A 23,446-nucleotide genomic window follows, 5' to 3' on the forward strand; every position below is an offset into this window, starting at 1 on the left:
CTAGGCTTCCGGGCCTGAACCCGCACCCGTTGCGCGCCGCACTGCCGGTGCGGGTCCAGGCACAAGTGGCGGGGGCGCCGCGAAGGGCGCCGTCCCGTGTGCCCACCCGTCCCGCCCTGCGGGACGATTGCCCACACGGCGGGGGCGGGCGGCGGGCGGCAACGCGGGGCTCCGCCCGCGCGGGCGCGGGGCCTGGCATCGCGCGGGCAGAGGCTCGGCCCGTATGGGACGGGGCTCGGCCCGTATGACAAGGCTCCGCCCGTACGGGACGGGGCTTGGGCCGTAGGGGGCTCCGCCCGTACGGGGCGCGGGGCTCCGCTCCGTACGGGGCGGGTCGGGTTCGTCAGCCTGTTTCGCGGGGGGTGCGGCGGAACGGGGTGGTCGCGCGGGTGACGAGGGCGTGGCGGCGTAGCGTCCAGTTCGTCGACCACTCCGACCACCGCGCCGACGCCGCCCAGCGCAGCCGCGCCGCCGAGCGTGGCGCCAAGGTCGCCCGGAGCCGGGTGCGCCGGTCCGCGGAGGCGTGGAAGCCCGCGCGTACCCGCGCGGCCGATTCCGTCAGGCCCGCCACCGGACGCGGCCGAGGCGCGTACAGCATCTCCTCCACCGCCCCCGCCACCCGGTGCACCGCGTCCGCCGCCTCGTCCCGCAGCTCGCCCAGCCGGACCAGCCGCGCCGCCGTGTTCCTCGGCGTCCGCGAGTCGTCAGGCTCGATCCCGTAGTCCCAGGCGGTGTCGTTGATCTCCTGCCAGACCGCCAGCGTCCGCGGCGCCGCTTCCCCCGGGCCCAGTCGTCGGGCCCGGACCCGCGTCCGCCAGAGCAGGGGGAGGAAGGGGAGGGAGAGGACCACAAGCGCCGCGAGCGTCAGCAGGACCACCGTCAGGGGATCGGGGCCGGAGCCGTCCGAGGACACATCGCCCGCCGCCGCCTCCGGACCGCAGTCACCGAGCCGGCGCATCTGCGGGGTGCAGTTCTCCGAGGCGCTCGGCGCGACGGACGGCTGCGCCGAGGCGCTCTGCTGCGGCTGCGCGGGGCCGGTGGCCGTACCGGAGGGCGTGCGCTCCCGGGTGTACTCGGGGGTGGAGCCCCGCGAGGGGGTCGGCTCGAACCGGGTCCAGCCGGCGCCCTCGAAGTACAGCTCGGGCCAGGCGTGCGCGTCCCGGATGCCGACCGAGACCGATCCGTCGGTCTGCGTCGTGCCCGGCATGAAGCCCACGGCGACCCGGGCCGGGATGCCGAGCGAGCGGGCCATCGCCGCCATGGAGAAGGAGAAGTGGACGCAGAAGCCCTCCTTGTCCTTCAGGAACCGGGAGATCGCCTGGACCCCGGTGCCGGACTCCACCTCGACGTCGTAGCGGAAGCCGCCGTCCCGGGCGAACCAGTCCTGGAGCTTCACCGCCTGCTCGTAGTCGTTGTTCGCGCCCTGGGTGACCCGCAGCGCGGTGGCCTTCACATCGGCCGGGAGCGAGGTCGGGACCTTGGTGTACTCGCCGAGGAGCTTCTCCGGGGCGGGCCCGGCCGCGGCCAGCTGTTCCGGCGTCGGCCGCACGTCCAGGCTGGAGACCTGGTAGCGGGCGCCCCGGGTCGTCTGCTTGTCGTCACCGACGAGCATCCGCCCGGCCGGCTCGTACCGCCAGCGCCCCTCGATGTCGACGCGGCCGGCCGGGTACGGCATGGGCAGCCACTTCTGCTCGTAGCCGTCGGAGGCGACGAAGTTGCTGGTCACCTCGGTGATCGCGACGCCCTGGGAGAGCCCCTGCGGCCACGGCAGCTGCTCGGGCACGTCCTCGATCGGACGGACCGAGGACTTCCACGACGTGCCGTCGAACTGGTCGAGCGCGACGAGCCGCAGATACAGGCCGGAGGTGTCACGGGCGTTGGTCCGGTAGCGCAGGACCTCCCGGTCCTCCTGCTGGCGCAGATTGTCCTGGAGCGAGACCAGCGGGTTCACGGCCGAGATCGTGCCGCCCTTGCCGACGCCCCCGGTGCCCTCGCCGGCGCCGCCGCCGAACACACCGCCGGTGAAGCCGGGCAGCGCGAGCGGGACCACCAGGGCGACACCCATGGCCACGGCGCCGATCCGGCGTCCCGTACGGGCCGGGGCGAAGGCGGGGCCGCCGCTCCCGACGGTCGTACCGGGCCGGCCGGAGCGCTGGGCGCCCCCGAAGACCCGCCCCCACTGGGAGAGCCGGTCGCGGCCCTCCGCGAGGAGCAGCAGCAGATAGCCGGAGGCCGCGAGGAGGAACCAGAGCCAGCCCGCGCCGCCGCCGGAGAGTCCTGCCGCCACCGAGTACAGGGCGAGCAGCGGAAGACCGGCCGGGGCCGCCTTGCGGAAGGTCACCGCGAGGGCGTCCACGAGAAGACCGATCGTGACCACGCCGCCGACCAGCATGAGCCGGATGCCCTCGGTGTCCGGCGCGGGGATCGCGTACTGGCCGACGTCGTCGGCGCCCGCCCGGAACAGGTCGGCGGCGTGCGTCCAGACCTGCGGGCCGGGAAGGAACCAGAGGATCGCCTGCTCCCGGGCGAAGATCACGGTCAGCGCGAGCAGCGCGACGGCGGTCTGGGCGAGCAGGGTCAGCGGCCGGGCGAGCGGTGCCCGCCTGGTCAGCGTGCCCACACCGCTCACCAGGGCGAGGACGAAGGCCGCCGTGAAGATCCAGGTGGCCGGTTTCACCAGGGGGAGCAGCGCTCCGGCCCCCATCAGGGTGGCGCCCCAGGCGGCCAGGGTCAGCCGTGCGCGCCCGCTCATGACCATCCTCCGTAGGTGTCGGCGGCGGCGGACTCCGCGCGGACTCCGGCCGCCTGCTGCCACAGATCGGCGAGCCGCGCCCCGGGCGGTACGGCCAGCGCCGTCCAGCCCGCCTCGCGCAGCTTCCGTACGCGGTCCTCGACGGCCCCGGCGACCGAACCGCCGGTCAGCCAGGTCCCGGAGTCGAGGACGAAGGCGACGGCCGCGCCGGCGCGGCCCCGCATCCGGGCGGTGAGGGCCGCCTGCTCCTCGTCGAGGTCGCCGACGAAGGCGATGAGCAGTCCCTCGTCGCCGCCCCGCAGCACGTCGGAGGCCCGGGAGAGGCCACCGCCCTCGGAGTGGTCGACGACCGCGAGGGTGTCCATGAGCAGTCCGGCCGCCTCGGCCGAGTCCTGTGCCGAGCCGGCGAAGCCCTCGGCGCCCTCGCCGGGCACCGCGCTGCCGGTGTCGGTGACCAGCCGGACGGCGTAGCCCCGCTCCAGCATGTGCACCAGGGAGGACGCGGCCCCGGAGACCGCCCACTCGAAGGCGGAGTCCGGTCCCGCGCCCTGGTAGGCGACCCGGCGGGTGTCGAGGAGCACGGTGCAGCGGGCCCGCCGCGGCTGCTCCTCGCGGCGGACCATCAGCTCGCCGTAGCGCGCGGTGGAACGCCAGTGCACCCGGCGCAGGTCGTCACCGTGACGGTAGGCGCGCGGGATGATGTCGTCGTCGCCGGCGAGGGCGAGCGAGCGCTGCTGTCCGTCGCCGTACCCCGAGGTCTCGCCGGCGAGCTTCACCGGCGGCAGGCTCTCGGTCCTCGGCACGACGGTGAGGGTGTCGTACGCGCTGAAGGAGCGGGTCAGCTCGCACATCCCGAACGGGTCGTTGAGCCGCAGCTGGAGCGGGCCGAGCGGAAAGCGGCCGCGCAGGTCTGAGCGGACCCGGTAGGACACCTCGCGCCGCCCGCCCGCCTCGACCCGGTCCAGGACGAAACGGGGGCGGGGCCCCAGCATGTACGGCACGTTGTCCTGGAGCATGAGCAGCCCGGTGGGCAGCTTGGAGACGTTCTCCATCCGCAGCTGGACCCGGGCCTCGGTGCCCGCCTCCACCCGCTGGGGGGTGAGCCGGCGGGAGGCCGCGACCCGGTAGCGGGTGCGGTGCAGCACGAGGACACAGATCAGCGGCAGCGTGGCGAGCAGCAGCCCGACGCGCAGCAGGTCGGCCTGGCCGAGGACGTACGCGCAGCCGGCGGCGGCCACCCCGGCGGCGAGGAAGGAGCGGCCGCGGGTGGTGAGACCGCCGAGGGCGGTCCGCAGACCGCCCCGGTCGTCCTCGTCGCCCCGCTGCCCGTCCGGTACGGCAGCGCCTCCCATCACAGCCGCCGGGCGCCGGGCTGCTGGCCGTAGAGCGGTCCGGCGGGCGGGGCCGCGGCCGGGACGGGGGTGCGATGCAGGATGTCCTGGACGACCTGCTCGGCGGTACGGCGGTTCAGCTGGGCCTGCGCGGTCGGCAGCAGCCGGTGAGCGAGGACGGGCGCGGCGAGGGCCTGGAGGTCGTCGGGCAGCACGTACTCGCGGCCGCTGAGCGCGGCGGAGGCCTTGGCGGCCCGCAGCAGGTGGAGCGTGGCCCGCGGGGAGGCGCCGAGCCGCAGGTCGGCGTGGGTGCGGGTGGCGGAGACGATCTCGACCGCGTACCGGCGCACGGCGTCGGCGACGTGGACCGCGCGCACCGCCTCGATCAGCTTGAGGATCTCGTGGGCGTGCGCGACCGGCTGGAGGTCGTCCAGCGGGGAGACCGAGCCGTGCACGTCGAGCATCTGGAGCTCGGCCTCGGGGCTCGGGTAGCCGATGGAGACCCGGGCCATGAAGCGGTCGCGCTGGGCCTCGGGCAGCGGGTAGGTGCCCTCCATCTCGACCGGGTTCTGCGTGGCGACCACCATGAACGGGCTGGGCAGCTCGTAGGTCTGGCCGTCGATGGTGACCTGGCGCTCCTCCATGGACTCCAGGAGCGCGGACTGGGTCTTCGGCGAGGCGCGGTTGATCTCGTCGCCGATCACGATCTGCGCGAAGATCGCGCCCGGCTTGAACTCGAACTCCCGGCGCTGCTGGTCGAAGATCGACACGCCGGTGACGTCCGAGGGCAGCAGGTCGGGGGTGAACTGGATGCGGCGCACCGAGCAGTCGATGGACCGGGCCAGGGTCTTGGCGAGCATGGTCTTGCCGACGCCGGGTACATCCTCGATGAGGAGGTGTCCCTCGGCGAGCAGCACGGTCAGCGAAAGCCGTACGACCTCGGGCTTGCCCTCGATCACACTCTCCACCGATCTGCGGACTCGCTCCACAGTGGTGGTCAGATCAGTGAGGCTCGCTCGATCGTCATAGGTCGTCACCCGGCCCTCCTCGGCCTTCCGGAACACGGACACCTGCCCCCGGTGGAAACTTCGGGGGGTGTCACCCGAGCATTCTTGTTCGCGTGGCCGGGTCGTGTCACTCGCCTGCGGACAAGCGCGAGGGATATGCCGGGCTTTGGGTGCTTACGCCGAGCCGCCGAGGGTCGAGATCGGCCTGGTCCGGCGCCGTGCGACGCGCCAGCCGGTTGATTGACCGGCGGGTCCGGTGGACTAAAGTGACGCGAAGTTCACGGAGACAACGAGCGATCACCGCGGTTTCTCCCCCCGTGTGTGCGGCGGTACCTACGGCTCGGCCTCCTTCCGCTCGCCGGTACCTCCGCGCCGGATCTGAGAGGGCGCATTGAGCAACGACCGACACGTCCCGGTCATGCTCCAGCGGTGCCTGGACATGTTGGCCCCCGCCCTTGAGCGCCCCGGCGCGGTCGTCGTCGACTGCACCCTGGGCCTCGGCGGCCACAGCGAGGCACTCCTGAAGCGGTTCCCCGAGGCGCGGCTCGTCGCCCTCGACCGGGACAAGGAGGCCCTGCGGCTCTCCGGTGAGCGGCTCGCCCCGTACGGGGAGCGCGCCACCCTCGTCCACGCCGTGTACGACGAGCTGCCCGAGGTCCTCGACCGGCTCGGCATCCCCACGGTCGACGGCATCCTCTTCGACCTGGGCGTCTCCTCCATGCAGCTGGACGAGGCCGACCGCGGCTTCGCCTACGCTCAGGACGCCCCGCTCGACATGCGCATGGACCAGACGACCGGGATCAGCGCGGCTGAGGTCCTCAACACCTACCCGCCCGGCGAACTGGTCCGCATCCTCCGCGCGTACGGCGAGGAGAAGCAGGCCAAGCGGATCGTCTCCGCGGTCGTGCGCGAGCGCGAGAAGGAGCCGTTCACCAACAGCGCCCGGCTCGTGGAGCTCATCCGCGACTCCCTGCCGCAGGCCGCCAAGCGGACCGGCGGCAACCCGGCCAAGCGCACCTTCCAGGCGCTGCGCATCGAGGTCAACGGCGAGCTGACCGTCCTGGAGCAGGCGATCCCGGCGGCCGTGAAGGCCCTCGGCGTCGGCGGCCGGATCGCCGTCCTCTCGTACCACTCCCTCGAGGACCGGCTGGTCAAGCAGGTCTTCGCGGCCGGCGCGGCGACCACGGCCCCGCCCGGTCTGCCGGTCGTCCCGGAGAAGTACCAGCCCCGTCTGAAGCTGCTCACCCGGGGCGCCGAGCTGCCGACCGAGGAGGAGGTCGCCGAGAACCGGCGCGCCGCCCCGGCCCGGCTGCGGGGCGCCGAGCGGATCCGGGAAGACGTCCTGTGAGTACGGCGAAGGGGCCGCTCAAAGGGCGGGCCGCGCGGCTCGGACGGCTCATGCCGTCGGGGCCGAGCTCGGCCGCCCGCACCCCCTTCGTCCTGCTTGTGGTGGTGCTGCTCGGTGGTGGTCTGATCAGTCTGCTCCTGCTGAACTCGGCCCTCAACCAGGGGTCCTTCAAGCTCAACGAGCTCAAGGACAGGACCACCGAACTCACCGACGAGGAGCAGGCGCTCCAGCGGGACGTCGACGACTACGCGGCGCCCGACGCGCTGGAGCGGCGGGCCCGCGAGCTCGGCATGGTCCCGGGCGGCAGCCCCGCCTTCCTCGGCCCGGACGGCAAGGTGCTCGGCGTGCCGTCGGTCGCGGTGGCCCCGAAGCCGAGCCCCACGCCGAGCGCGTCGGCCACACCGACGCCCCCGCCGGCCGGCGCCCCGGGCTCCGCGACGCCGCCGGCGAACCCCGCCACGCCGGGGACCGACGCCGACGCGGCGGCCACGAACGCGGGTACCGCCGCGGGCGGCGATGCCGCCACGACCACCGGTACCGACGCGAGCGCGGGGACCGCCACGGGCGTCGACCCCGCCACAGGCATCGACCCCGCCACGGGGACCGACACGCCGGGCACGGCCGCGGCCACCGCGAACGACACGCCGACCGGGGCCGGCCAAGCCGGCACCGTCCAGTCCGACACCAACGAGTCCGGCACCGTCCCGTCCGCCACCGACCAGCCCGACCCCACCACCCCCACGACCTCCGGCAGGTGACCGAGCAGTGCCCTCGAAGGAGCCCCCGCGCCGCCGCGTCCCCGGTCCCGCCCGGCCCGCGCGCCCCCGGCCCGTCTCCGCGGGGGCCCGCCCGCCCCGGCCCGACCCGCGCCGCCCGGCCGCGAAGCGGACCGCGCCCCGGCCCCCGGCCCGGCAGCCCCGCACCATCCGGCTCGGCAGCCCGCGGCCCCGGCTGCGCCTGATCTCCCTCGGCCTGACGCTCGTGATGGTGGCCTTCGTGGTGCGGCTGCTCCAGGTCCAGGCCGTCGACGCCAGCGCGTACGCCGCCAAGGCCGACAAGTACCGCTTCCAGGAGTACACGCTCTCCGCCGAGCGGGGCGAGATCACCGACCGCAACGGCATCGCGCTCGCCGCCAGCGTCGACGCGTACGACATCACGGCCGACCCCAAGCTCTTCACGCCCGAGGAGTCCAAGGTCCCCGACGCGCCCGAGCAGGCCGCCGCCCTCCTCGCCCCCCTCCTCGGCAAGGAGCCCGCGGAGATCGCGAAGAAGCTCCGTACCCCCAAGTCCCGCTACACCCTGCTGGCCCGCAAGCAGACCCCGCAGGTCTGGAACCAGATCAAGGACCTCAGGAAGGTCTACGCGCAGAAGTCCCAGCCCTCCGCCGGTGGCAACGGGATCAACCTCCTCGGCGGCATCCTCAGCGAACCCAGCAGCAAGCGCGTGTACCCGAACGGCGAACTCGCCGCCGGGATACTGGGATACGTCAACGCCGAGGGCCGGGGCGCCGGCGGCGTGGAGTCGATGCTCGACCCGGAACTCGCCGGCAAGGACGGCAAGATCCGCTTCACCCAGTCAGGCGGCCGCCAGGTGCCGACCGCCGGCTCCCAGGGCACCCCCGCCGTCCCCGGCTCCGACATCGAGCTGACCATCGACCGGGACATCCAGTGGGCCGCCCAGCAGGCCATCACCGAGCAGGTGAAGAAGTCCAAGGCCGACCGGGGCTACGTCATCGTGCAGAACACGAGGACCGGTGAGGTCCTCGCCATGGCCAACGCCCCCGGCTTCGACCCCAACGACCTCTCCGCCGCCAACGCCGCCTCCATGGGCAACGCCGCCCTCCAGGACGCCTACGAGCCCGGCTCCACCAGCAAGGTCATGTCCATGGCCGCCGTCCTGGAGGAGGGCAAGGCGGCCCCCGACACCCATGTCACCGTCCCCAACCGGCTCCACCGCGGCGACCGGCTCTTCAAGGACGACGTCGACCACAAGACCTGGTACCTGACCCTCAACGGCGTCCTCGCCAAGTCCAGCAACATCGGCACGATCCTCGCCACCGGCCGGCTCGGCGCCGACCAGGCCGAGTCCAACCGGATCCTCGACTCGTACCTGCGCAAGTTCGGCATGGGCAGCCCCACCGGCCTCGACTACCCCGGCGAGACGCCCGGCATCCTCGCCGAGCCCCAGAACTGGTCCACCTCGCAGCAGTACACGATCCCCTTCGGCCAGGGTCTCTCCGTCAACGCCATGCAGGCCGCCTCCGTCTACTCGACCATCGCCAACGGAGGCGTACGCGTCGCACCGACCCTCGTCCGCGGCACCAAGGGCCCCGACGGCCGCTTCACCCCCGCCCCCACGCCCAAGGAGAACCGGGTCGTCAGCGAGAAGACCGCCAAGACCCTCGCCCAGATGCTGGAGTCCGTCGTCGACGACAGGGAGGGCACCGGCACCAGGGCCGCGATCCCCGGCTACCGCGTCGCGGGCAAGACCGGTACTGCCAACCGCGTCGACCCCGAACTCGGCCGCTACAAGGGCTACACCGCCTCCTTCGCCGGCTTCGCCCCCGCCGACGACCCCCAGATCACCGTCTACTGCGCCATCCAGAACCCCACCAAGGGCAGCTACTTCGGCGGCCAGATCTGCGGACCCATCTACAAGAAGGTCATGGAGTTCGCCCTCAAGACCCTTCACGTCGCCCCCTCGGGGAGCGCACCCGCCCGACTGCCGGTCACCTTCGAACCCACCCCGTGACACTCCGGGAGCACCAGTGACAACGATCACCCCCCATTCCGGGAACCGGAAATCGAACTCCGGCGAGGCCTCGGGCCGTTTTGGCCCCTCACAGGGTGCGCCCGGTACGCTCACCGCCGTGCCACACGCTGATCAGTACCGAACCGCCCCGCCCCGGCCGCAGCAGGCCCGCCCGACACCCCTGGGCGACCTGGCCGCACAGCTGGGGGTCGACGCCCCCCAGGCCGCCGAGATCTCGGGCATCACCCACGACTCGCGGGCCGTGCGCCCTGGCGACGTGTACGCGGCCCTGCCCGGTGCCCGCGCGCACGGCGCCGACTTCGTCGCCCAGGCCGCAGGCCTCGGCGCCGCCGCGATCCTCACCGACCCGGCGGGCGCCGAGCGCGCCGCCGCGACCGGCCTGCCGGTCCTGGTCGTCGAGAACCCGCGCGGCCGGATGGGCGAACTCGCCGCCGAGATCTACGGGCGGCCAGGCGCCGACCTCCTCCAGATCGGCATCACCGGTACGTCGGGCAAGACCACCACGGCCTACCTCGTCGAGGGCGGCCTCCGCGGCTCCGGGCACCACACCGGCCTCGTCGGCACCGTCGAGATGCGGATCGGCGACGAGCGCATCAAGTCGGAGCGGACCACCCCCGAGGCCACCGACCTCCAGGCGCTCTTCGCCGTCATGCGCGAGCGGGGCGTCGACGCGGTCGCCATGGAGGTCTCCAGCCACGCCCTCGTGCTCGGCCGGGTCGACGGCTGCGTCTTCGACGTCGCCGTCTTCAACAACCTCAGCCCGGAGCACATGGAGTTCCACTCCGACATGGACGACTACTACCGGGCGAAGGCCGGGCTCTTCACGCCCGAGCGCAGTCGCATCGGCGTGGTCAACCTCGACGACGCGTACGGCCGCAGGCTCGTGACGGACGCGACCGTCCCGGTCGTCACCTTCTCCGCCGAGGGCCGCGCCGACGCCGACTGGCGCGCCGAGGACCTCGTCCTCGGCTCCCACGACTCGACGTTCACCGCCGTCGGCCCCGACGGCGTACGGATCTCCGCCACGGCGCCGCTGCCCGGCCCGTTCAACGTCGCCAACACCCTCGCCGCGATCGTCACCCTCGCCGTCGCGGGCGTCGACCCCAAGAGCGCCGCCGAGGGCGTCGCCGCCGTCCCCGGCGTACCGGGCCGCCTGGAGCGGGTCGATGCGGGCCAGCCGTACCTCGCGGTCGTGGACTACGCGCACAAGACGGACGCCGTCGAATCGGTCCTGCGCTCCCTGCGCGAGGTCACCGAGGGCAGGCTGCACGTGGTCATCGGCTGCGGCGGCGACCGGGACACCACCAAGCGCGGCCCGATGGGCGCCGCCACGGCCCGGCTCGCCGACACCGCCGTCCTCACCTCCGACAACCCCCGCTCCGAGGACCCGCTAGTGATCCTCAGCGCCATGCTCGCGGGCGCCGCGGAGGTGCCGGCGGGGGAGCGGGGCGACGTCCTGGTCGAACCCGACCGGGCCGCCGCCATCGCGGCCGCCGTCGCCCGCGCGCGGCCCGGCGACACCGTCCTGGTCGCCGGCAAGGGCCACGAACAGGGCCAGGACATCGCCGGAGTGGTCCGCCCCTTCGACGACCGCGAGGTCCTGCGCGCCGCGATCCTCGAACGAAACGCCCAGGCCGCCCCCTCGGGCGGCAGCGCCGAAGCCAGTCACCAGAACAGTCAGGGATGAAGCAGTGATCGCCCTCTCCCTCGCCGAGATCGCCGAAATCGTCGGCGGGCAGGCGCACGACATACCGGATCCGGCCGCCCGGATCACCGGGCCCGTCGTCATCGACTCCCGCGAGGTGCGGGCCGGCAGCCTCTTCGTGGCCTTCGCCGGTGAGCACGTCGACGGCCACGACTACGCGGAGCGCGCCGTCGCCGCGGGTGCGACGGCCGTCCTGGCCGCCCGCCCCGTCGGCGTCCCCGCTCTCGTCGTGGACGACGTCCAGACCGCTCTCGGGGCCCTCGCCCGCGCGGTCGTCGAACGGCTCGGCACCGATGTCGTCGCCCTCACCGGCTCGGCGGGCAAGACCTCCACCAAGGACCTGATCGCCCAGGTCCTCGACCGGCACGCACCCACCGTGTGGACGCCCGGCTCGCTCAACAACGAGATCGGCCTGCCGCTCACCGCGCTCCGCGCGAGCGACGAGACCCGGCACCTGGTCCTGGAGATGGGCGCCCGCGGCATCGGACACATCCGCTACCTCACCGGCCTCACCCCGCCGCGTATCGGACTCGTCCTCAACGTGGGCACCGCGCACATCGGCGAGTTCGGCGGCCGGGAGCAGATCGCCCAGGCCAAGGGCGAACTCGTCGAGGCGCTGCCGTCGGCCGAGGAGGGCGGGGTGGCGGTCCTCAACGCCGACGACCCGCTCGTCCGCGCGATGGCGAGCCGCACCAAGGCCCGCGTGACCCTGTTCGGCGAAGCGGACGAAGCGGCCGTACGGGCCGAGAACGTCCACCTCACAGCCTCCGGGCAGCCTTCTTTCCGGCTTCACACACCCACCGGGTGCAGTGACGTGACCTTGCGCCTGTACGGTGAGCACCACGTGTCGAACGCGCTCGCAGCGGCCGCCGTCGCGCACGAGTTGGGCATGCCTGTCGAGGAGATCGCCACCGCGCTCTCCGAGGCCGGCACCCTGTCGCGCTGGCGCATGGAGGTCACCGAGCGTCCGGACGGCGTGACGATCGTCAACGACGCCTACAACGCGAACCCCGAGTCCATGCGAGCCGCCCTGCGCGCGCTCGCGGCCATGGGCAGGGCCGCACAGGCCCGAGGGGCTCGTACGTGGGCGGTGCTCGGCAAGATGGCCGAGCTCGGTGACGCATCGCTCGTCGAGCACGACGCGGTCGGACGGCTCGCCGTCCGGCTCAACGTCAGCAAGCTCGTCGCGGTCGGGGACAGGGAAGCGTCCTGGCTGCAACTGGGCGCATATAACGAGGGTTCGTGGGGTGAGGAGTCGGTGCACGTGTCCGACGCGCAGGCGGCTGTCGACCTGTTGCGCAGTGAGCTGCGCCCGGGGGACGTCGTCCTTGTGAAGGCTTCCAGGTCGGTCGGTCTCGAACAGGTCGCCCTGGCTCTCCTCGACACCGAGGGTGAGGTCACCGGCCGATGAGGCAGATCCTCTTCGCGGGGGCCATCGGGCTCTTCCTGACCCTGATCGGCACCCCGCTGCTCATCAAGCTCCTCGCGCGCAAGGGGTACGGGCAGTTCATCCGGGACGACGGCCCGCGCGGCCACGCCGGGAAGAAGGGCACGCCCACCATGGGCGGCATCTCCTTCATCCTGGCCACGCTCATCGCGTACGGCCTGGCCAAGGTCATCACCGGCGAGCCCATCTCGTACTCCGGCATCCTGGTCCTCTTCCTGATGGCCGGCATGGGTCTGGTCGGCTTCCTCGACGACTACATCAAGATCGTCAAGCAGCGCTCGCTCGGTCTGCGGGCGAAGGCGAAGATGGCCGGACAGCTGATCGTGGGCATCGCGTTCGCGGTGCTCGCGCTCCAGTTCTCCGACGCGCGCGGCCTCACCCCGGCCTCCGAGAAGCTCTCCTTCATCACGGACTTCGGCTGGACCATCGGCCCGGTGCTCTTCGTGGTCTGGGCGCTCTTCATGATTCTCGCCATGTCCAACGGCGTGAACCTGACGGACGGTCTGGACGGCCTGGCCACCGGCGCCTCGGTGATGGTCTTCGGCGCGTACACCTTCATCGGGCTCTGGCAGTTCCAGGAGTCCTGTGCGAACGCGCTGACCCTGACGAACCCCAACGCCTGCTTCGAGGTGCGTGACCCGCTCGACCTCGCGGTCGTCGCCTCCGCGCTGATGGGCTCCTGCTTCGGCTTCCTCTGGTGGAACACCTCGCCCGCCAAGATCTTCATGGGTGACACCGGCTCGCTCGCCCTCGGCGGCGCCCTCGCCGGTCTCGCCATCTGCTCCCGTACGGAGCTGCTGCTGGCCCTGCTCGGCGGCCTGTTCGTGCTGATCACGCTGTCCGTGGTCATCCAGGTCGGCTCGTTCAAGATGACCGGCAAGCGCGTCTTCCGGATGGCACCCCTCCAGCACCACTTCGAACTCAAGGGGTGGTCCGAGGTCCTTGTCGTCGTCCGGTTCTGGATCATCCAGGGCATGTGCGTGATCGTGGGCCTGGGCCTCTTCTACGCGGGATGGGCATCGTCGAAGTGACAGAACAGCTCGACTGGAACGGCAAGAACGTCACCGTCGCGGGGCTCGGGGTGTCCGGCATCCCGGCCGCCCGCGTCCTGCACGGGCTCGGCGCCCGCGTGACCGTCGTCAACGACGGCGACGACGAGCGCTCCCGGGCGCAGGCCGCCGCACTGGAGGCGGAGGGCATCACCGTCCGCCTCGGCGACGGGGAGACCCTGCCGACCGGCACCGAGCTGATCGTCACCACCCCCGGCTGGCGGCCCGACAAGCCGCTCTTCACGGCCGCCGCCGAGGCGGGCGTGGAGATCTGGGGCGACGTCGAGCTGGCCTGGCGCCTCCGCGGCCCTGACGCCGCCCCCTGGCTCGCGGTCACCGGCACCAACGGCAAGACCACGACCGTGCGGATGCTCGCCTCGATCCTGGAGGCGGCGGGACTGCGGACCGCCGCCGTCGGCAACATCGGCGTCTCGCTCCTCGACGCCGTCCTCGGCGAGGAGGAGTACGACGTGCTCGCCGTCGAGCTGTCCAGCTACCAGCTCCACTGGGCGCCGTCCGTCCGCGTCCACTCGGCCGCCGTGCTCAACCTGGCGCCCGACCACCTCGACTGGCACGGCTCGATGGAGGCGTACGCCGCCGACAAGGGCCGGATCTACGAGGGCAACCAGGTCGCCTGCGTCTACAACGTCGCCGACAAGACGACCGAGGACCTGGTCCGTGAGGCCGACGTCGAGGAGGGCTGCCGGGCCATCGGCTTCACCCTCGGCACCCCCGGCCCCTCCGACCTCGGCGTCGTCGAGGGCATCCTCGTCGACCGGGCCTTCGTGGAGAACCGGCAGAAGAACGCCCAGGAGCTGGCCGAGGTCGCCGACGTCCAGCCCCCGGCCCCGCACAACATCGCCAACGCGCTCGCCGCCGCCGCCCTCGCCCGCGCCTTCGGCGTCGACGCGAAGGCCGTACGGGACGGCCTGAGGGCCTTCCGGCCCGACCCGCACCGCATCGAACTGGTCGAGGAGGTCCAGGGAGTCACGTACGTCGACGACTCCAAGGCCACCAACACCCACGCCGCGGAAGCCTCGTTGGCGGCCTACGACCCGATCGTCTGGATCGCCGGCGGACTCGCCAAGGGCGCGACCTTCGACGAGCTCGTCCAGAAGTCGGCGAAGCGCCTGCGCGGCGCCGTCCTGATCGGCGCCGACCGCGCGCTGATCCGCGAAGCCCTGGCGCGACACGCCCCGGAGGTCCCGGTGGTCGACCTCGACCGGACCGACACTGGGGCGATGTCCGAGGCGGTCCGCGAGGCGACCCGACTCGCCCGCCCGGGGGACACGGTGCTCCTCGCCCCGGCCTGCGCCTCGATGGACATGTACACCAACTACAACAAGCGCGGCGAAGCCTTCGCGGACGCGGTCCGCGCCCTCGCCGCCACCGGGGACGCCTGACCTGACCAGTGGGAAGGTCCGGCAGGACCGGGCTCGACCGGAGGGGGCAGCGACCATGCCGAGCAAGATCGCAGGGACACGCCGACCTTCCGCCGTACGCGGCGGAGGGCGGGCGCCCGCGTCCCCGCGGCGGCCGCGCGGCCCAGGTGCCCGGCGGCTGTACGAGCGGGCGCTGAAGGCCTGGGACCGGCCGCTCACGGCGTACTACGTGATCATCGGCGCGGCCCTGCTCATCACCATGCTCGGCCTGGTGATGGTCTACTCCGCCTCGATGATCACCGCGCTCCGCTACGAGCTGGTGCCCTCCTACTTCTTCCGCAAGCAGTTCTTCGCCGCGCTCCTCGGCACCGGGCTGCTGCTCGTCGCCTCGCGGATGCCGGTGAAGCTGCACCGGGCCCTCGCGTACCCGATCCTGGTCGGCGCGGTCTTCCTGATGGTGCTCGTGCAGATCCCCGGGATAGGGCACTCCGTCGGCGGCAACCAGAACTGGATCTCCCTGGGCGGGCCGTTCATGCTCCAGCCCAGCGAGTTCGGCAAGCTGGCGCTGATCCTGTGGGGCGCCGACCTGCTCGCCCGCAAACAGGACATGAAGCTGCTCACCCAGTGGAAGCACATGCTGGTGCCGCTGGTCCCCGGTACCTTCATGCTGCTCGGGCTCATCATGCTCGGCGGCGACATGGGCACCGCCATCATCCTCACCGCGATCCTCTTCGGCCTGCTGTGGACGGCCGGAGCCCCCACCCGGCTCTTCGTCGGAGTGCTCGCGGTGGCCGGCGCCCTCGGCGCGCTGCTCATCAAGACGAGCCCCCACCGGATGGACCGCTTCCAGTGCATCGGGGCCTCCGACCCCGGCGGCGAGGGGGCCCCCTGCCTCCAGGCCGCGCACGGAATCTATGCTCTGGCCTCGGGCGGATGGTTCGGTTCCGGACTCGGTGCGAGCATCGAGAAATGGGGCCAACTGCCCGAAGCGCACACCGACTTCATCTTCGCGGTCACCGGTGAGGAACTGGGTCTCGCGGGGACGTTGTCGGTACTCGCCCTGTTCGCGGCTCTAGGCTATGCGGGTATCCGCGTGGCCGGAGGCACGGAGGACCCCTTCGTGAGGTTCGCCGCGGGAGGTGTGACCACCTGGATCACGGCTCAGGCCGTGATCAACATGGGTGCGGTGCTCGGTCTGCTGCCGATCGCCGGTGTCCCGCTCCCGTTGTTCTCCTACGGTGGGTCGGCCCTGCTGCCGACCATGTTCGCCGTCGGGCTCCTCATCGCCTTCGCGCGACAGGAACCCGCCGCGAAAGCGGCCCTGGCCATGCGCCGCCCCGGCTGGGGTAAGCGGGTCGGGACGAGATGGAAGTCGATGCGACGGCGCGTCAAGAAGCGCCCGTCCGGAGAGCGGTGAATTTCGGTGCATGTCGTACTCGCCGGCGGGGGGACCGCCGGCCACATCGAGCCGGCGCTGGCCCTCGCGGACGCCCTGCGCAGGCAGGACCCCAGCGTGGGGATCACGGCGCTCGGCACGGAGAAGGGTCTTGAGACCCGGCTCGTGCCCGAGCGCGGCTACGAGTTGGCCCTCATCCCCGCCGTACCGCTGCCCCGCAAGCCCACCCCCGAGCTGATCACCGTCCCCGGGCGGCTGCGCGGCACGATCAAGGCCGCCGAGCAGGTCCTCGAGCGCACCAAGGCGGACTGCGTGGTCGGCTTCGGCGGCTATGTGGCGCTGCCCGGCTATCTCGCGGCCAAGCGGCTCGGGGTGCCGATCGTGGTCCACGAGGCCAACGCCCGGCCCGGTCTCGCCAACAAGATCGGTTCGCGGTACGCGGCCGGGGTCGCCGTCGCCACCCCCGACAGCAAGCTTCGCAACTCCCGCTACATCGGCATCCCGCTGCGGCACACCATCGCGACCCTCGACCGGGCGCGGGTGCGTCCCGAGGCGCGCGCCGCCTTCGGGCTCGACCCGAACCTGCCGACGCTGCTCGTCTCCGGCGGCTCGCAGGGCGCCCGGCGGCTCAACGAGGTCATCCAGCAGATCGCCCCGGTGCTCCAGCGCTCGGGCATCCAGATCCTGCACGCGGTCGGCCCCAAGAACGAAATGCCGCGCGTCGACAACATGCCCGGAATGCCGCCCTACGTGCCGGTACCGTACGTGGACCGGATGGATCTCGCGTACGCCGCGGCCGACATGATGCTCTGCCGGGCGGGCGCGATGACCGTCGCCGAGCTCTCCGCCGTCGGGCTGCCGGCCGCGTACGTCCCGCTGCCCATCGGCAACGGCGAACAGCGGCTCAACGCCCAGCCGGTGGTCAAGGCCGGCGGTGGACTCCTCGTCGACGACGCGGAGCTGACGCCGCAGTGGGTGCAGGGCAACGTCCTGCCCGTACTGGCCGATCCGCACCGGCTGTACGAGATGTCCCGCGCCGCCGCCGAGTTCGGCCGCCGGGACGCCGACGAGCTGCTCGTCGGCATGGTGTACGAGGCGATCGCCGCCCGCCGACAGGCGTAGCGGCGGCGAAAGGCGGGAAGCGTGGCAGCCGGACCGACGACCGCCGAGAAGAGCGGCGCGAGCACGTCGAAGGGGTCGTCGCGGGGGCCGTCCCGTACGGGTACCCGGAATCGCAAGTTCCGGGTGCCCGGCACCCGGGTGCTCCTGATCGCTTTCGGCGTACTCGCCCTCGTGGCCGGCGGCGTCTGGGCGCTCTACGGCTCGACCTGGTTCCGTGTGGAAGATGTGAAGACTTCCGGCGCCGGGGTCCTGACCACGCGTGAGATCGAGGCGGTCGCCGCCGTGCCGATGGGCGCCCCGCTCGTCTCGGTCGACACCGAGGCCATCGAGGTCCGGCTCCGGCAGAAGCTGCCCCGGATCGAGACGGTGACCGTCGAGCGGTCCTGGCCGCACGGAATCGGGCTGAAAGTGACGGAACGGAAGCCCGTTCTGCTCATCGAAAAGGGTGGAAAGTTCATCGAAGTGGACGCGACCGGTGTCCGGTTCGCCACCGTCGCCACCGCGCCCCGCGGTGTCCCCCGGCTCGTCCTCGACAGCGCGTCCTCCCCGAGCCTGCGCCGCTTCGCCGCGGACCGGCTGCTCCGTGAGGCCGTCCGCGTCCGGGGTGAACTACCGGCGGAAATCGCCCGGGACACTCGTGTCGTACGCGTCACCTCGTACGACTCCGTCACTCTGGAGCTGACCGGGGGGCGCTCCGTCTTCTGGGGCAGCGGCGAGCACGGCCCGGTCAAGGCCCGGGTGCTCACCGCGCTCCTGAAGGCCACTCCCAAAGCGGGGCACTTCGATGTAAGCGCCCCCACGGCGCCCGCTTCGTCCGGGAGTTGACGGGTATCGCCCCTGGCCAGCACCCTGGTTGGCCAGCGCTACGGGTGATCACATAGGGTGAAAAGAAAAACGGGAGGTTCGGCGTGTTCGTTGAACGTGCGCCGCTTGTCGACTTAGTGTCTCGTTCGGAAGAGTCCAAGAACAGAGACACTGGTAACCCTAAACTTCAACGTTAGGGTTTGGGTCGGCGTTTCGGACCGTCCCAATCGGCATCCGTCGGAGCGGCGCGACCAACCGCGCAGCGACGACACGTAACTCGAGGCGAGAGGCCTTCGACGTGGCAGCACCGCAGAACTACCTCGCAGTCATCAAGGTCATCGGTGTCGGCGGCGGTGGTGTCAATGCCATCAACCGAATGATCGAGGTCGGTCTCAAGGGCGTCGAGTTCATCGCGATCAACACCGACGCGCAAGCGCTGTTGATGAGCGACGCCGACGTCAAGCTCGACGTCGGCCGTGAACTCACCCGCGGCCTCGGGGCCGGGGCCAACCCGGCCGTCGGTCGCAAGGCGGCAGAGGACCACCGTGAGGAGATCGAGGAGGTCCTCAAGGGGGCCGACATGGTCTTCGTCACCGCCGGAGAAGGCGGCGGCACCGGCACCGGCGGCGCACCTGTCGTCGCCAACATCGCACGCTCGCTCGGCGCCCTGACGATCGGTGTGGTCACCCGGCCGTTCACCTTCGAAGGCCGCCGTCGCGCCAACCAGGCGGAGGACGGCATCGCCGAACTCCGCGAAGAGGTCGACACCCTCATCGTCATCCCGAACGACCGACTGCTGTCGATCTCGGACCGTCAGGTCTCCGTGCTCGACGCCTTCAAGTCGGCCGACCAGGTGCTGCTGAGCGGTGTCCAGGGCATCACCGACCTCATCACCACCCCGGGTCTGATCAACCTCGACTTCGCCGACGTCAAGTCGGTCATGTCCGAGGCCGGTTCGGCTCTGATGGGCATCGGCTCCGCCCGCGGCGACGACCGCGCGGTGGCGGCGGCGGAGATGGCGATCTCCTCGCCGCTCCTGGAGGCCTCCATCGACGGCGCCCGTGGCGTGCTGCTCTCCATCTCCGGCGGCAGCGACCTCGGTCTCTTCGAGATCAACGAGGCCGCGCAGCTGGTCAGCGAGGCGGCCCACCCCGAGGCCAACATCATCTTCGGTGCCGTCATCGACGACGCCCTCGGAGACGAGGTCCGGGTCACCGTCATCGCGGCCGGCTTCGACGGCGGACAGCCGCCGGCCCGCCGCGACAACATCATCGGCTCGGTCTCGGCCAAGCGCGAGGAGCCGGCCCCGGCGCCCCGCCACGTCGAGAGCGCCCGTCCGCTGGGCGGCCTCGGTACGGTCGCCCCGCGCGAGGACCCGGCCCCGGCTCCGGCCGAGCCCGCCCCCGCGGTCAACGAGACCCCGCTCTCGCCCGCCCCTCCGGTCGTCCCGCCGGCCCGTCCGTACGCGGACACCCAGGCCGAAGAGCTGGACGTCCCGGACTTCCTGAAGTGATAGGACAGCGCTTCGACGCGAACGGCGCGCACTTCGCCTTCACCGACAGGTGGGGCGGGGTGAGCGCCGTTCCGTACGAGGAGCTCAACCTGGGCGGAGCGGTGGGGGACGACCCCGAGGCCGTGACGGCCAACCGGGCACTCGCCGCCGGCGCCCTCGGGCTCGACCCGGCGCGGGTGGTCTGGATGAACCAGGTGCACGGCGCGGACGTCGTCGAGGTCGAAGGGCCGTGGGGCACCGACGGGATCCCCTCGGTGGACGCGCTCGTCACCACCCGGCCGGGACTCGGCCTCGCCGTCCTCACCGCGGACTGCGTCCCCGTCCTCCTCGCCGACCCGGTCGCCGGAGTCGCCGCCGCCGCCCACGCCGGGCGCCCGGGCATGGTGGCGGGAGTCGTTCCCGCGGCGGTCGCGGCCATGATCGAACTCGGCGCCGAGCCCTCCCGTATGGTCGCCCGCACCGGCCCCGCCGTCTGCGGGCGCTGCTACGAGGTGCCGGAGGCCATGCGGGCCGAGGTCGCCGAGACCGAACCCGCCGCCTGGGCCGAGACGAGCTGGGGCACCCCGGCCGTCGACGTCGCCGCGGGAGTGCACGCCCAGCTCGAACGGCTCGGCGTCACGGACCGGGGGGCCAGTACGGTCTGCACCCGGGAATCCGGTGACCACTACTCGTACCGCCGCGATCGCACCACCGGGCGACTCGCGGGATATGTCTGGTTGGACGCTGTGTCCACCCCGGCCCCGGCAGGAAAGAACTGATGACGGACCGCACGTCGGAACTCGCCGAGAACCTGGCCCGGGTGGAGGAGCGCATCGCCGCCGCCTGCGCCGCGGCCGGGCGCGCGCGGGAGGAGGTGACGCTCATCGTGGTCACCAAGACCTACCCCGCGAGCGACGTGAGAATCCTCCACGGACTCGGCGTGCGGGACGTCGCGGAGAACCGGGACCAGGACGCCGCCCCCAAGGCGGCCGCCTGTGCCGACCTTGATCTGACCTGGCACTTCGTGGGCCAGTTGCAGACCAACAAGGTCAGATCCGTGGTGGGTTATGCCGATGTGGTGCAGTCTGTCGACCGCTTGAAGCTCGTTTCCTCTCTCTCCGCGGCCGCCGAGAAGGAGGGGCGCGAGCTCGGGTGTCTCCTCCAGGTCGCGCTCGACGCCGAGGCCGGTGAGCGCGGTGACCGCGGCGGCGTCGCGCCGGACGGGATCGAGGAGTTGGCGGCCGCCGTGGACGCGGCTCCCGGTCTGCGGCTCGACGGCCTCATGACCGTCGCCCCGCTCGCCGGCCCGTACGCGGGAAGAGAGCGCGCGGCCTTCGACCGGCTGATGGATTTGTCGACTGCCCTGCGCGCGACCCGTCCGGCTGCGAACATGGTGTCGGCAGGGATGAGTGCGGACCTCGAGGAGGCCGTCGCGGCCGGGGCGACACACGTACGCGTCGGTACGGCGGTACTCGGCGTCCGCCCGAAGCTCGGGTAACGTCGCGAAGCAGGTCGGACCACAGCAGAAAATATGGTCATTTCGCAGAACGGCGGAATGGCCCGTGGATCGCGGGCACTTGTGACGCTGCGACATTGGCCAGTAGGGCGATCCACCACAGAGCGGAGGAATCGGAGAATGGCCGGCGCGATGCGCAAGATGGCGGTCTACCTCGGCCTCGTGGAGGACGATGGGTACGACGGCCGGGGCTTCGACCCCGACGACGACTTCGAACCCGAGCTGGAGCCCGAGCCCGAGCGCGAACGGCGCCACACCCCGCCGCGCCAGGTGGAGCGTGAGGAACCGGTACGCGTGGTGCAGCCCCCGGCTCAGCGGGAACCGCTCGCCCATTCCGTCCCGGTACTCGCCGAAAGTGGACGTCCGGCCCGAATTGCCCCCGTGGCATCCATCACACCCGAACGTCCGAGCATGGAGAAGAACGCACCGGTGATCATGCCCAAGGTCGTGTCCGAGCGGGAGCCCTACCGCATCACCACGCTGCACCCGCGGACCTACAACGAGGCCCGTACCATCGGGGAACACTTCCGTGAGGGCACCCCGGTGATCATGAATCTCACCGAGATGGACGACACGGACGCGAAGCGACTTGTCGACTTTGCCGCGGGTCTCGTCTTCGGGCTCCATGGCAGCATTGAGCGCGTGACGCAGAAGGTCTTCCTGTTGTCGCCTGCTAACGTCGATGTCACGGCGGAGGACAAGGCCCGGATCGCAGAGGGCGGATTCTTCAACCAGAGCTGAGAACACGAGAACCGGACGGACCGGTCGCGAAGCGGCCGGACGAGCAAGAGCACGAAAATCAGGGGAGAGGGAAACGCGGGATGGGCGTCGCACTACAGGTGGTCTACATCGTGCTGATGTGCTTCCTCGTCCTCCTGATCGTCCGACTCGTCATGGACTACGTCTTCCAGTTCGCCCGTTCATGGCAACCCGGTAAGGCGATGGTGGTCGTCCTTGAGGCCACCTACACTGTCACCGATCCACCGCTCAAGCTTCTGCGGCGACTCATCCCGCCGCTGCGTCTCGGGGGCGTGGCACTCGACCTGTCCTTCTTCGTTCTGATGATCATCGTCTATATCCTGATCTCCGTCGTGAGCAGCTTCGCGAGGTGAATGTGGACGATACGGTCTTGCCGACTGCCGACGACTACGTAGAGGTGAAGAAGAGATGCCGCTGACCCCCGAGGACGTGCGGAACAAGCAGTTCACGACCGTCCGCCTCCGAGAAGGCTATGACGAGGACGAGGTCGATGCCTTCCTCGACGAGGTCGAGGCCGAGCTGAACCGCCTGCTCCGCGAGAACGAGGACCTGCGCGCCAAGCTGGCCGCCGCGACGCGTGCCGCCGCGCAGAACCAGCAGCAGCAGGGCATGCGCAAGCCCCCGGAGCAGCAGGATCGTCCCGTCGGTCCCGGCGCGCCCGTGCCCGCCGCCATATCCGGACCGCCGGTCCAGCAGCAGCCGCCGCAGATGGGCCCGCCGCAGCTGCCCTCCGGTGCCCCGCAGCTTCCCGCCGGCCCGATGGGTTCCGGCCCGATGCAGGGCGGCCCCATGCAGGGCGGTCCGATGGGCCCCGGCCCGATGCAGGGCGGCCCCATGGGCCACCCGCAGCAGCAGCAGATGCAGCAGCAGATGCAGCAGCAGCAGATGCCGCCGCAGATGCAGCAGCAGCAGCCTGCCCAGGGTCCCGGCGGCGACAGTGCCGCGCGTGTCCTCTCGCTGGCCCAGCAGACCGCCGACCAGGCGATCGCCGAGGCCCGCTCCGAGGCCAACAAGATCGTCGGCGAGGCGCGCTCGCGCGCCGAGGGCCTGGAGCGGGACGCCCGCGCCAAGGCGGACGCGCTTGAGCGGGACGCGCAGGAGAAGCACCGTGTCGCGATGGGCTCCCTGGAGTCCGCCCGCGCCACGCTGGAGCGCAAGGTCGAGGACCTGCGCGGCTTCGAGCGCGAGTACCGCACGCGGCTGAAGTCGTACCTGGAGTCGCAGCTGCGTCAGCTGGAGACCCAGGCCGACGACTCGCTGGCCCCGCCGCGCACCCCGGCCACGGCCTCGCTGCCGCCGGCCCCGTCGATGGCCTCGGCCGGCGCGAGCGCCCCGTCCTACGGTGGCAACGGCGCGATGGGTGGTGCGCCGTCCATGGGTGGCGCCCCTTCCTACGGCGGCCAGCAGCAGATGTCCCCGGCGATGACCCAGCCGATGGCTCCGGTCCGTCCGCAGGCACCGCAGCCGATGCAGCAGGCGCCGGCGCCGATGCGCGGCTTCCTGATCGACGAGGACGACAACTGACGGCGCGTGGTCGCGCGATGAGCGCGTAGCCGTCGGCAGG

At 71.9% G+C, this 23,446-nt stretch carries 19 protein-coding genes; 16 read left to right on the forward strand and 3 right to left on the reverse strand.

Translation table 11 applies throughout. The features are described 5' to 3' along the window. Positions 1 to 343: 343 nt before the first annotated feature. From ACIRB7_RS27370 to ACIRB7_RS27380, 3 genes are read right to left on the reverse strand one after another with little or no spacing between them, the layout of a single operon-like run. Positions 344 to 2,752, reverse strand: coding sequence for a transglutaminaseTgpA domain-containing protein (locus tag ACIRB7_RS27370; RefSeq protein ID WP_403603525.1), 2,409 nt, complete (start codon positions 2,750 to 2,752; stop codon positions 344 to 346). After that, positions 2,749 to 4,104, reverse strand: coding sequence for a DUF58 domain-containing protein (locus ACIRB7_RS27375; RefSeq protein WP_403603526.1), 1,356 nt, complete (start codon positions 4,102 to 4,104; stop codon positions 2,749 to 2,751). Before ACIRB7_RS27375 ends, ACIRB7_RS27370 begins: the two co-directional genes overlap by 4 nt. Further along, a complete protein-coding gene (locus ACIRB7_RS27380) occupies positions 4,104 to 5,120 on the reverse strand; it encodes an AAA family ATPase (protein ID WP_403603528.1) in 1,017 nt (338 codons plus the stop codon). Before ACIRB7_RS27380 ends, ACIRB7_RS27375 begins: the two co-directional genes overlap by 1 nt. Before the next feature lie 361 nt (positions 5,121 to 5,481). Between ACIRB7_RS27380 and rsmH the strand changes: the two genes are divergently transcribed. The 16 genes from rsmH to ACIRB7_RS27460 all read left to right on the forward strand — a co-directional run bounded on the left by rsmH (position 5,482) and on the right by ACIRB7_RS27460 (position 23,406). Then, the gene (gene rsmH / locus ACIRB7_RS27385; RefSeq protein WP_403603530.1) at positions 5,482 to 6,438 is read left to right on the forward strand and encodes a 16S rRNA (cytosine(1402)-N(4))-methyltransferase RsmH; all 957 of its coding nucleotides are present in this window, start codon (positions 5,482 to 5,484) and stop codon (positions 6,436 to 6,438) included. Further along, the gene (locus ACIRB7_RS27390) at positions 6,435 to 7,196 is read left to right on the forward strand and encodes a septum formation initiator family protein (protein ID WP_403603532.1); all 762 of its coding nucleotides are present in this window, start codon (positions 6,435 to 6,437) and stop codon (positions 7,194 to 7,196) included. Before rsmH ends, ACIRB7_RS27390 begins: the two co-directional genes overlap by 4 nt. A gap of 7 nt (positions 7,197 to 7,203) precedes the next feature. Beyond that, on the forward strand, positions 7,204 to 9,189 hold the full coding sequence (locus ACIRB7_RS27395) for a peptidoglycan D,D-transpeptidase FtsI family protein (RefSeq protein ID WP_403603534.1): 1,986 nt from the start codon (positions 7,204 to 7,206) through the stop codon (positions 9,187 to 9,189). A gap of 16 nt (positions 9,190 to 9,205) precedes the next feature. Next, positions 9,206 to 10,897, forward strand: coding sequence for a UDP-N-acetylmuramoyl-L-alanyl-D-glutamate--2,6-diaminopimelate ligase (locus tag ACIRB7_RS27400; protein ID WP_403603536.1), 1,692 nt, complete (start codon positions 9,206 to 9,208; stop codon positions 10,895 to 10,897). Between the two features lie 4 nt (positions 10,898 to 10,901). Continuing rightward, complete coding sequence (gene murF / locus ACIRB7_RS27405) at positions 10,902 to 12,326, forward strand: UDP-N-acetylmuramoyl-tripeptide--D-alanyl-D-alanine ligase (RefSeq protein WP_403603538.1); 1,425 nt, start codon at positions 10,902 to 10,904, stop codon at positions 12,324 to 12,326. Further along, entirely contained in the window at positions 12,323 to 13,393 is a 1,071-nt protein-coding gene (gene mraY, locus ACIRB7_RS27410) for a phospho-N-acetylmuramoyl-pentapeptide-transferase (RefSeq protein ID WP_403603540.1), read from the forward strand. The genes murF and mraY overlap by 4 nt, the downstream gene beginning before the upstream one ends. Then, positions 13,375 to 14,814 carry a UDP-N-acetylmuramoyl-L-alanine--D-glutamate ligase gene (gene murD / locus ACIRB7_RS27415; RefSeq protein ID WP_403603542.1) on the forward strand — a complete coding sequence of 480 codons (1,440 nt, stop codon included), beginning with the start codon at positions 13,375 to 13,377 and terminating at the stop codon, positions 14,812 to 14,814. Before mraY ends, murD begins: the two co-directional genes overlap by 19 nt. A 55-nt stretch (positions 14,815 to 14,869) precedes the next feature. Further along, complete coding sequence (gene ftsW, locus ACIRB7_RS27420; RefSeq protein WP_403603544.1) at positions 14,870 to 16,210, forward strand: putative lipid II flippase FtsW; 1,341 nt, start codon at positions 14,870 to 14,872, stop codon at positions 16,208 to 16,210. Positions 16,211 to 16,216: 6 nt separating this feature from the next. Then, positions 16,217 to 17,311: an undecaprenyldiphospho-muramoylpentapeptide beta-N-acetylglucosaminyltransferase gene (gene murG / locus ACIRB7_RS27425; protein ID WP_403603546.1), complete on the forward strand. Its 1,095-nt coding sequence runs from the start codon at positions 16,217 to 16,219 to the stop codon at positions 17,309 to 17,311. 21 nt (positions 17,312 to 17,332) lie between these two features. Continuing rightward, on the forward strand, positions 17,333 to 18,136 hold the full coding sequence (locus tag ACIRB7_RS27430) for a cell division protein FtsQ/DivIB (protein WP_403603548.1): 804 nt from the start codon (positions 17,333 to 17,335) through the stop codon (positions 18,134 to 18,136). A gap of 277 nt (positions 18,137 to 18,413) precedes the next feature. After that, positions 18,414 to 19,628 (forward strand): cell division protein FtsZ, encoded by a 1,215-nt coding sequence (gene ftsZ / locus ACIRB7_RS27435; RefSeq protein ID WP_403603550.1) that lies wholly within the window; start codon positions 18,414 to 18,416, stop codon positions 19,626 to 19,628. Next, positions 19,625 to 20,386: a peptidoglycan editing factor PgeF gene (gene pgeF / locus ACIRB7_RS27440; protein ID WP_403603552.1), complete on the forward strand. Its 762-nt coding sequence runs from the start codon at positions 19,625 to 19,627 to the stop codon at positions 20,384 to 20,386. Before ftsZ ends, pgeF begins: the two co-directional genes overlap by 4 nt. Further along, complete coding sequence (locus tag ACIRB7_RS27445; RefSeq protein WP_403603554.1) at positions 20,386 to 21,105, forward strand: YggS family pyridoxal phosphate-dependent enzyme; 720 nt, start codon at positions 20,386 to 20,388, stop codon at positions 21,103 to 21,105. Before pgeF ends, ACIRB7_RS27445 begins: the two co-directional genes overlap by 1 nt. A gap of 138 nt (positions 21,106 to 21,243) precedes the next feature. Then, positions 21,244 to 21,864: a cell division protein SepF gene (locus tag ACIRB7_RS27450; protein WP_351213187.1), complete on the forward strand. Its 621-nt coding sequence runs from the start codon at positions 21,244 to 21,246 to the stop codon at positions 21,862 to 21,864. An 80-nt stretch (positions 21,865 to 21,944) separates the two neighbouring features. Next, positions 21,945 to 22,235 carry a YggT family protein gene (locus ACIRB7_RS27455; protein ID WP_190102598.1) on the forward strand — a complete coding sequence of 97 codons (291 nt, stop codon included), beginning with the start codon at positions 21,945 to 21,947 and terminating at the stop codon, positions 22,233 to 22,235. A 55-nt stretch (positions 22,236 to 22,290) separates the two neighbouring features. After that, positions 22,291 to 23,406 (forward strand): DivIVA domain-containing protein, encoded by a 1,116-nt coding sequence (locus tag ACIRB7_RS27460; protein WP_403603557.1) that lies wholly within the window; start codon positions 22,291 to 22,293, stop codon positions 23,404 to 23,406. The last annotated feature ends 40 nt before the right edge of the window (positions 23,407 to 23,446 follow it).

Source organism: Streptomyces sp. NPDC093795, from assembly GCF_044764665.1.
Classification (GTDB): domain Bacteria; phylum Actinomycetota; class Actinomycetes; order Streptomycetales; family Streptomycetaceae; genus Streptomyces.

Coding starts and splice junctions, on each gene's coding strand:
- ACIRB7_RS27370 (WP_403603525.1), bottom strand. CDS start 2,752: ATGAGCGGGCGCGCACGGCTGACCCTGGCCGCCTGGGGCGCCACCCTG.
- ACIRB7_RS27375 (WP_403603526.1), bottom strand. CDS start 4,104: ATGGGAGGCGCTGCCGTACCGGACGGGCAGCGGGGCGACGAGGACGAC.
- mraY (WP_403603540.1), top strand. CDS start 12,323: ATGAGGCAGATCCTCTTCGCGGGGGCCATCGGGCTCTTCCTGACCCTG.
- murD (WP_403603542.1), top strand. CDS start 13,375: ATGGGCATCGTCGAAGTGACAGAACAGCTCGACTGGAACGGCAAGAAC.
- ftsW (WP_403603544.1), top strand. CDS start 14,870: ATGCCGAGCAAGATCGCAGGGACACGCCGACCTTCCGCCGTACGCGGC.
- ACIRB7_RS27445 (WP_403603554.1), top strand. CDS start 20,386: ATGACGGACCGCACGTCGGAACTCGCCGAGAACCTGGCCCGGGTGGAG.
- ACIRB7_RS27450 (WP_351213187.1), top strand. CDS start 21,244: ATGGCCGGCGCGATGCGCAAGATGGCGGTCTACCTCGGCCTCGTGGAG.
- ACIRB7_RS27455 (WP_190102598.1), top strand. CDS start 21,945: ATGGGCGTCGCACTACAGGTGGTCTACATCGTGCTGATGTGCTTCCTC.
- ACIRB7_RS27460 (WP_403603557.1), top strand. CDS start 22,291: ATGCCGCTGACCCCCGAGGACGTGCGGAACAAGCAGTTCACGACCGTC.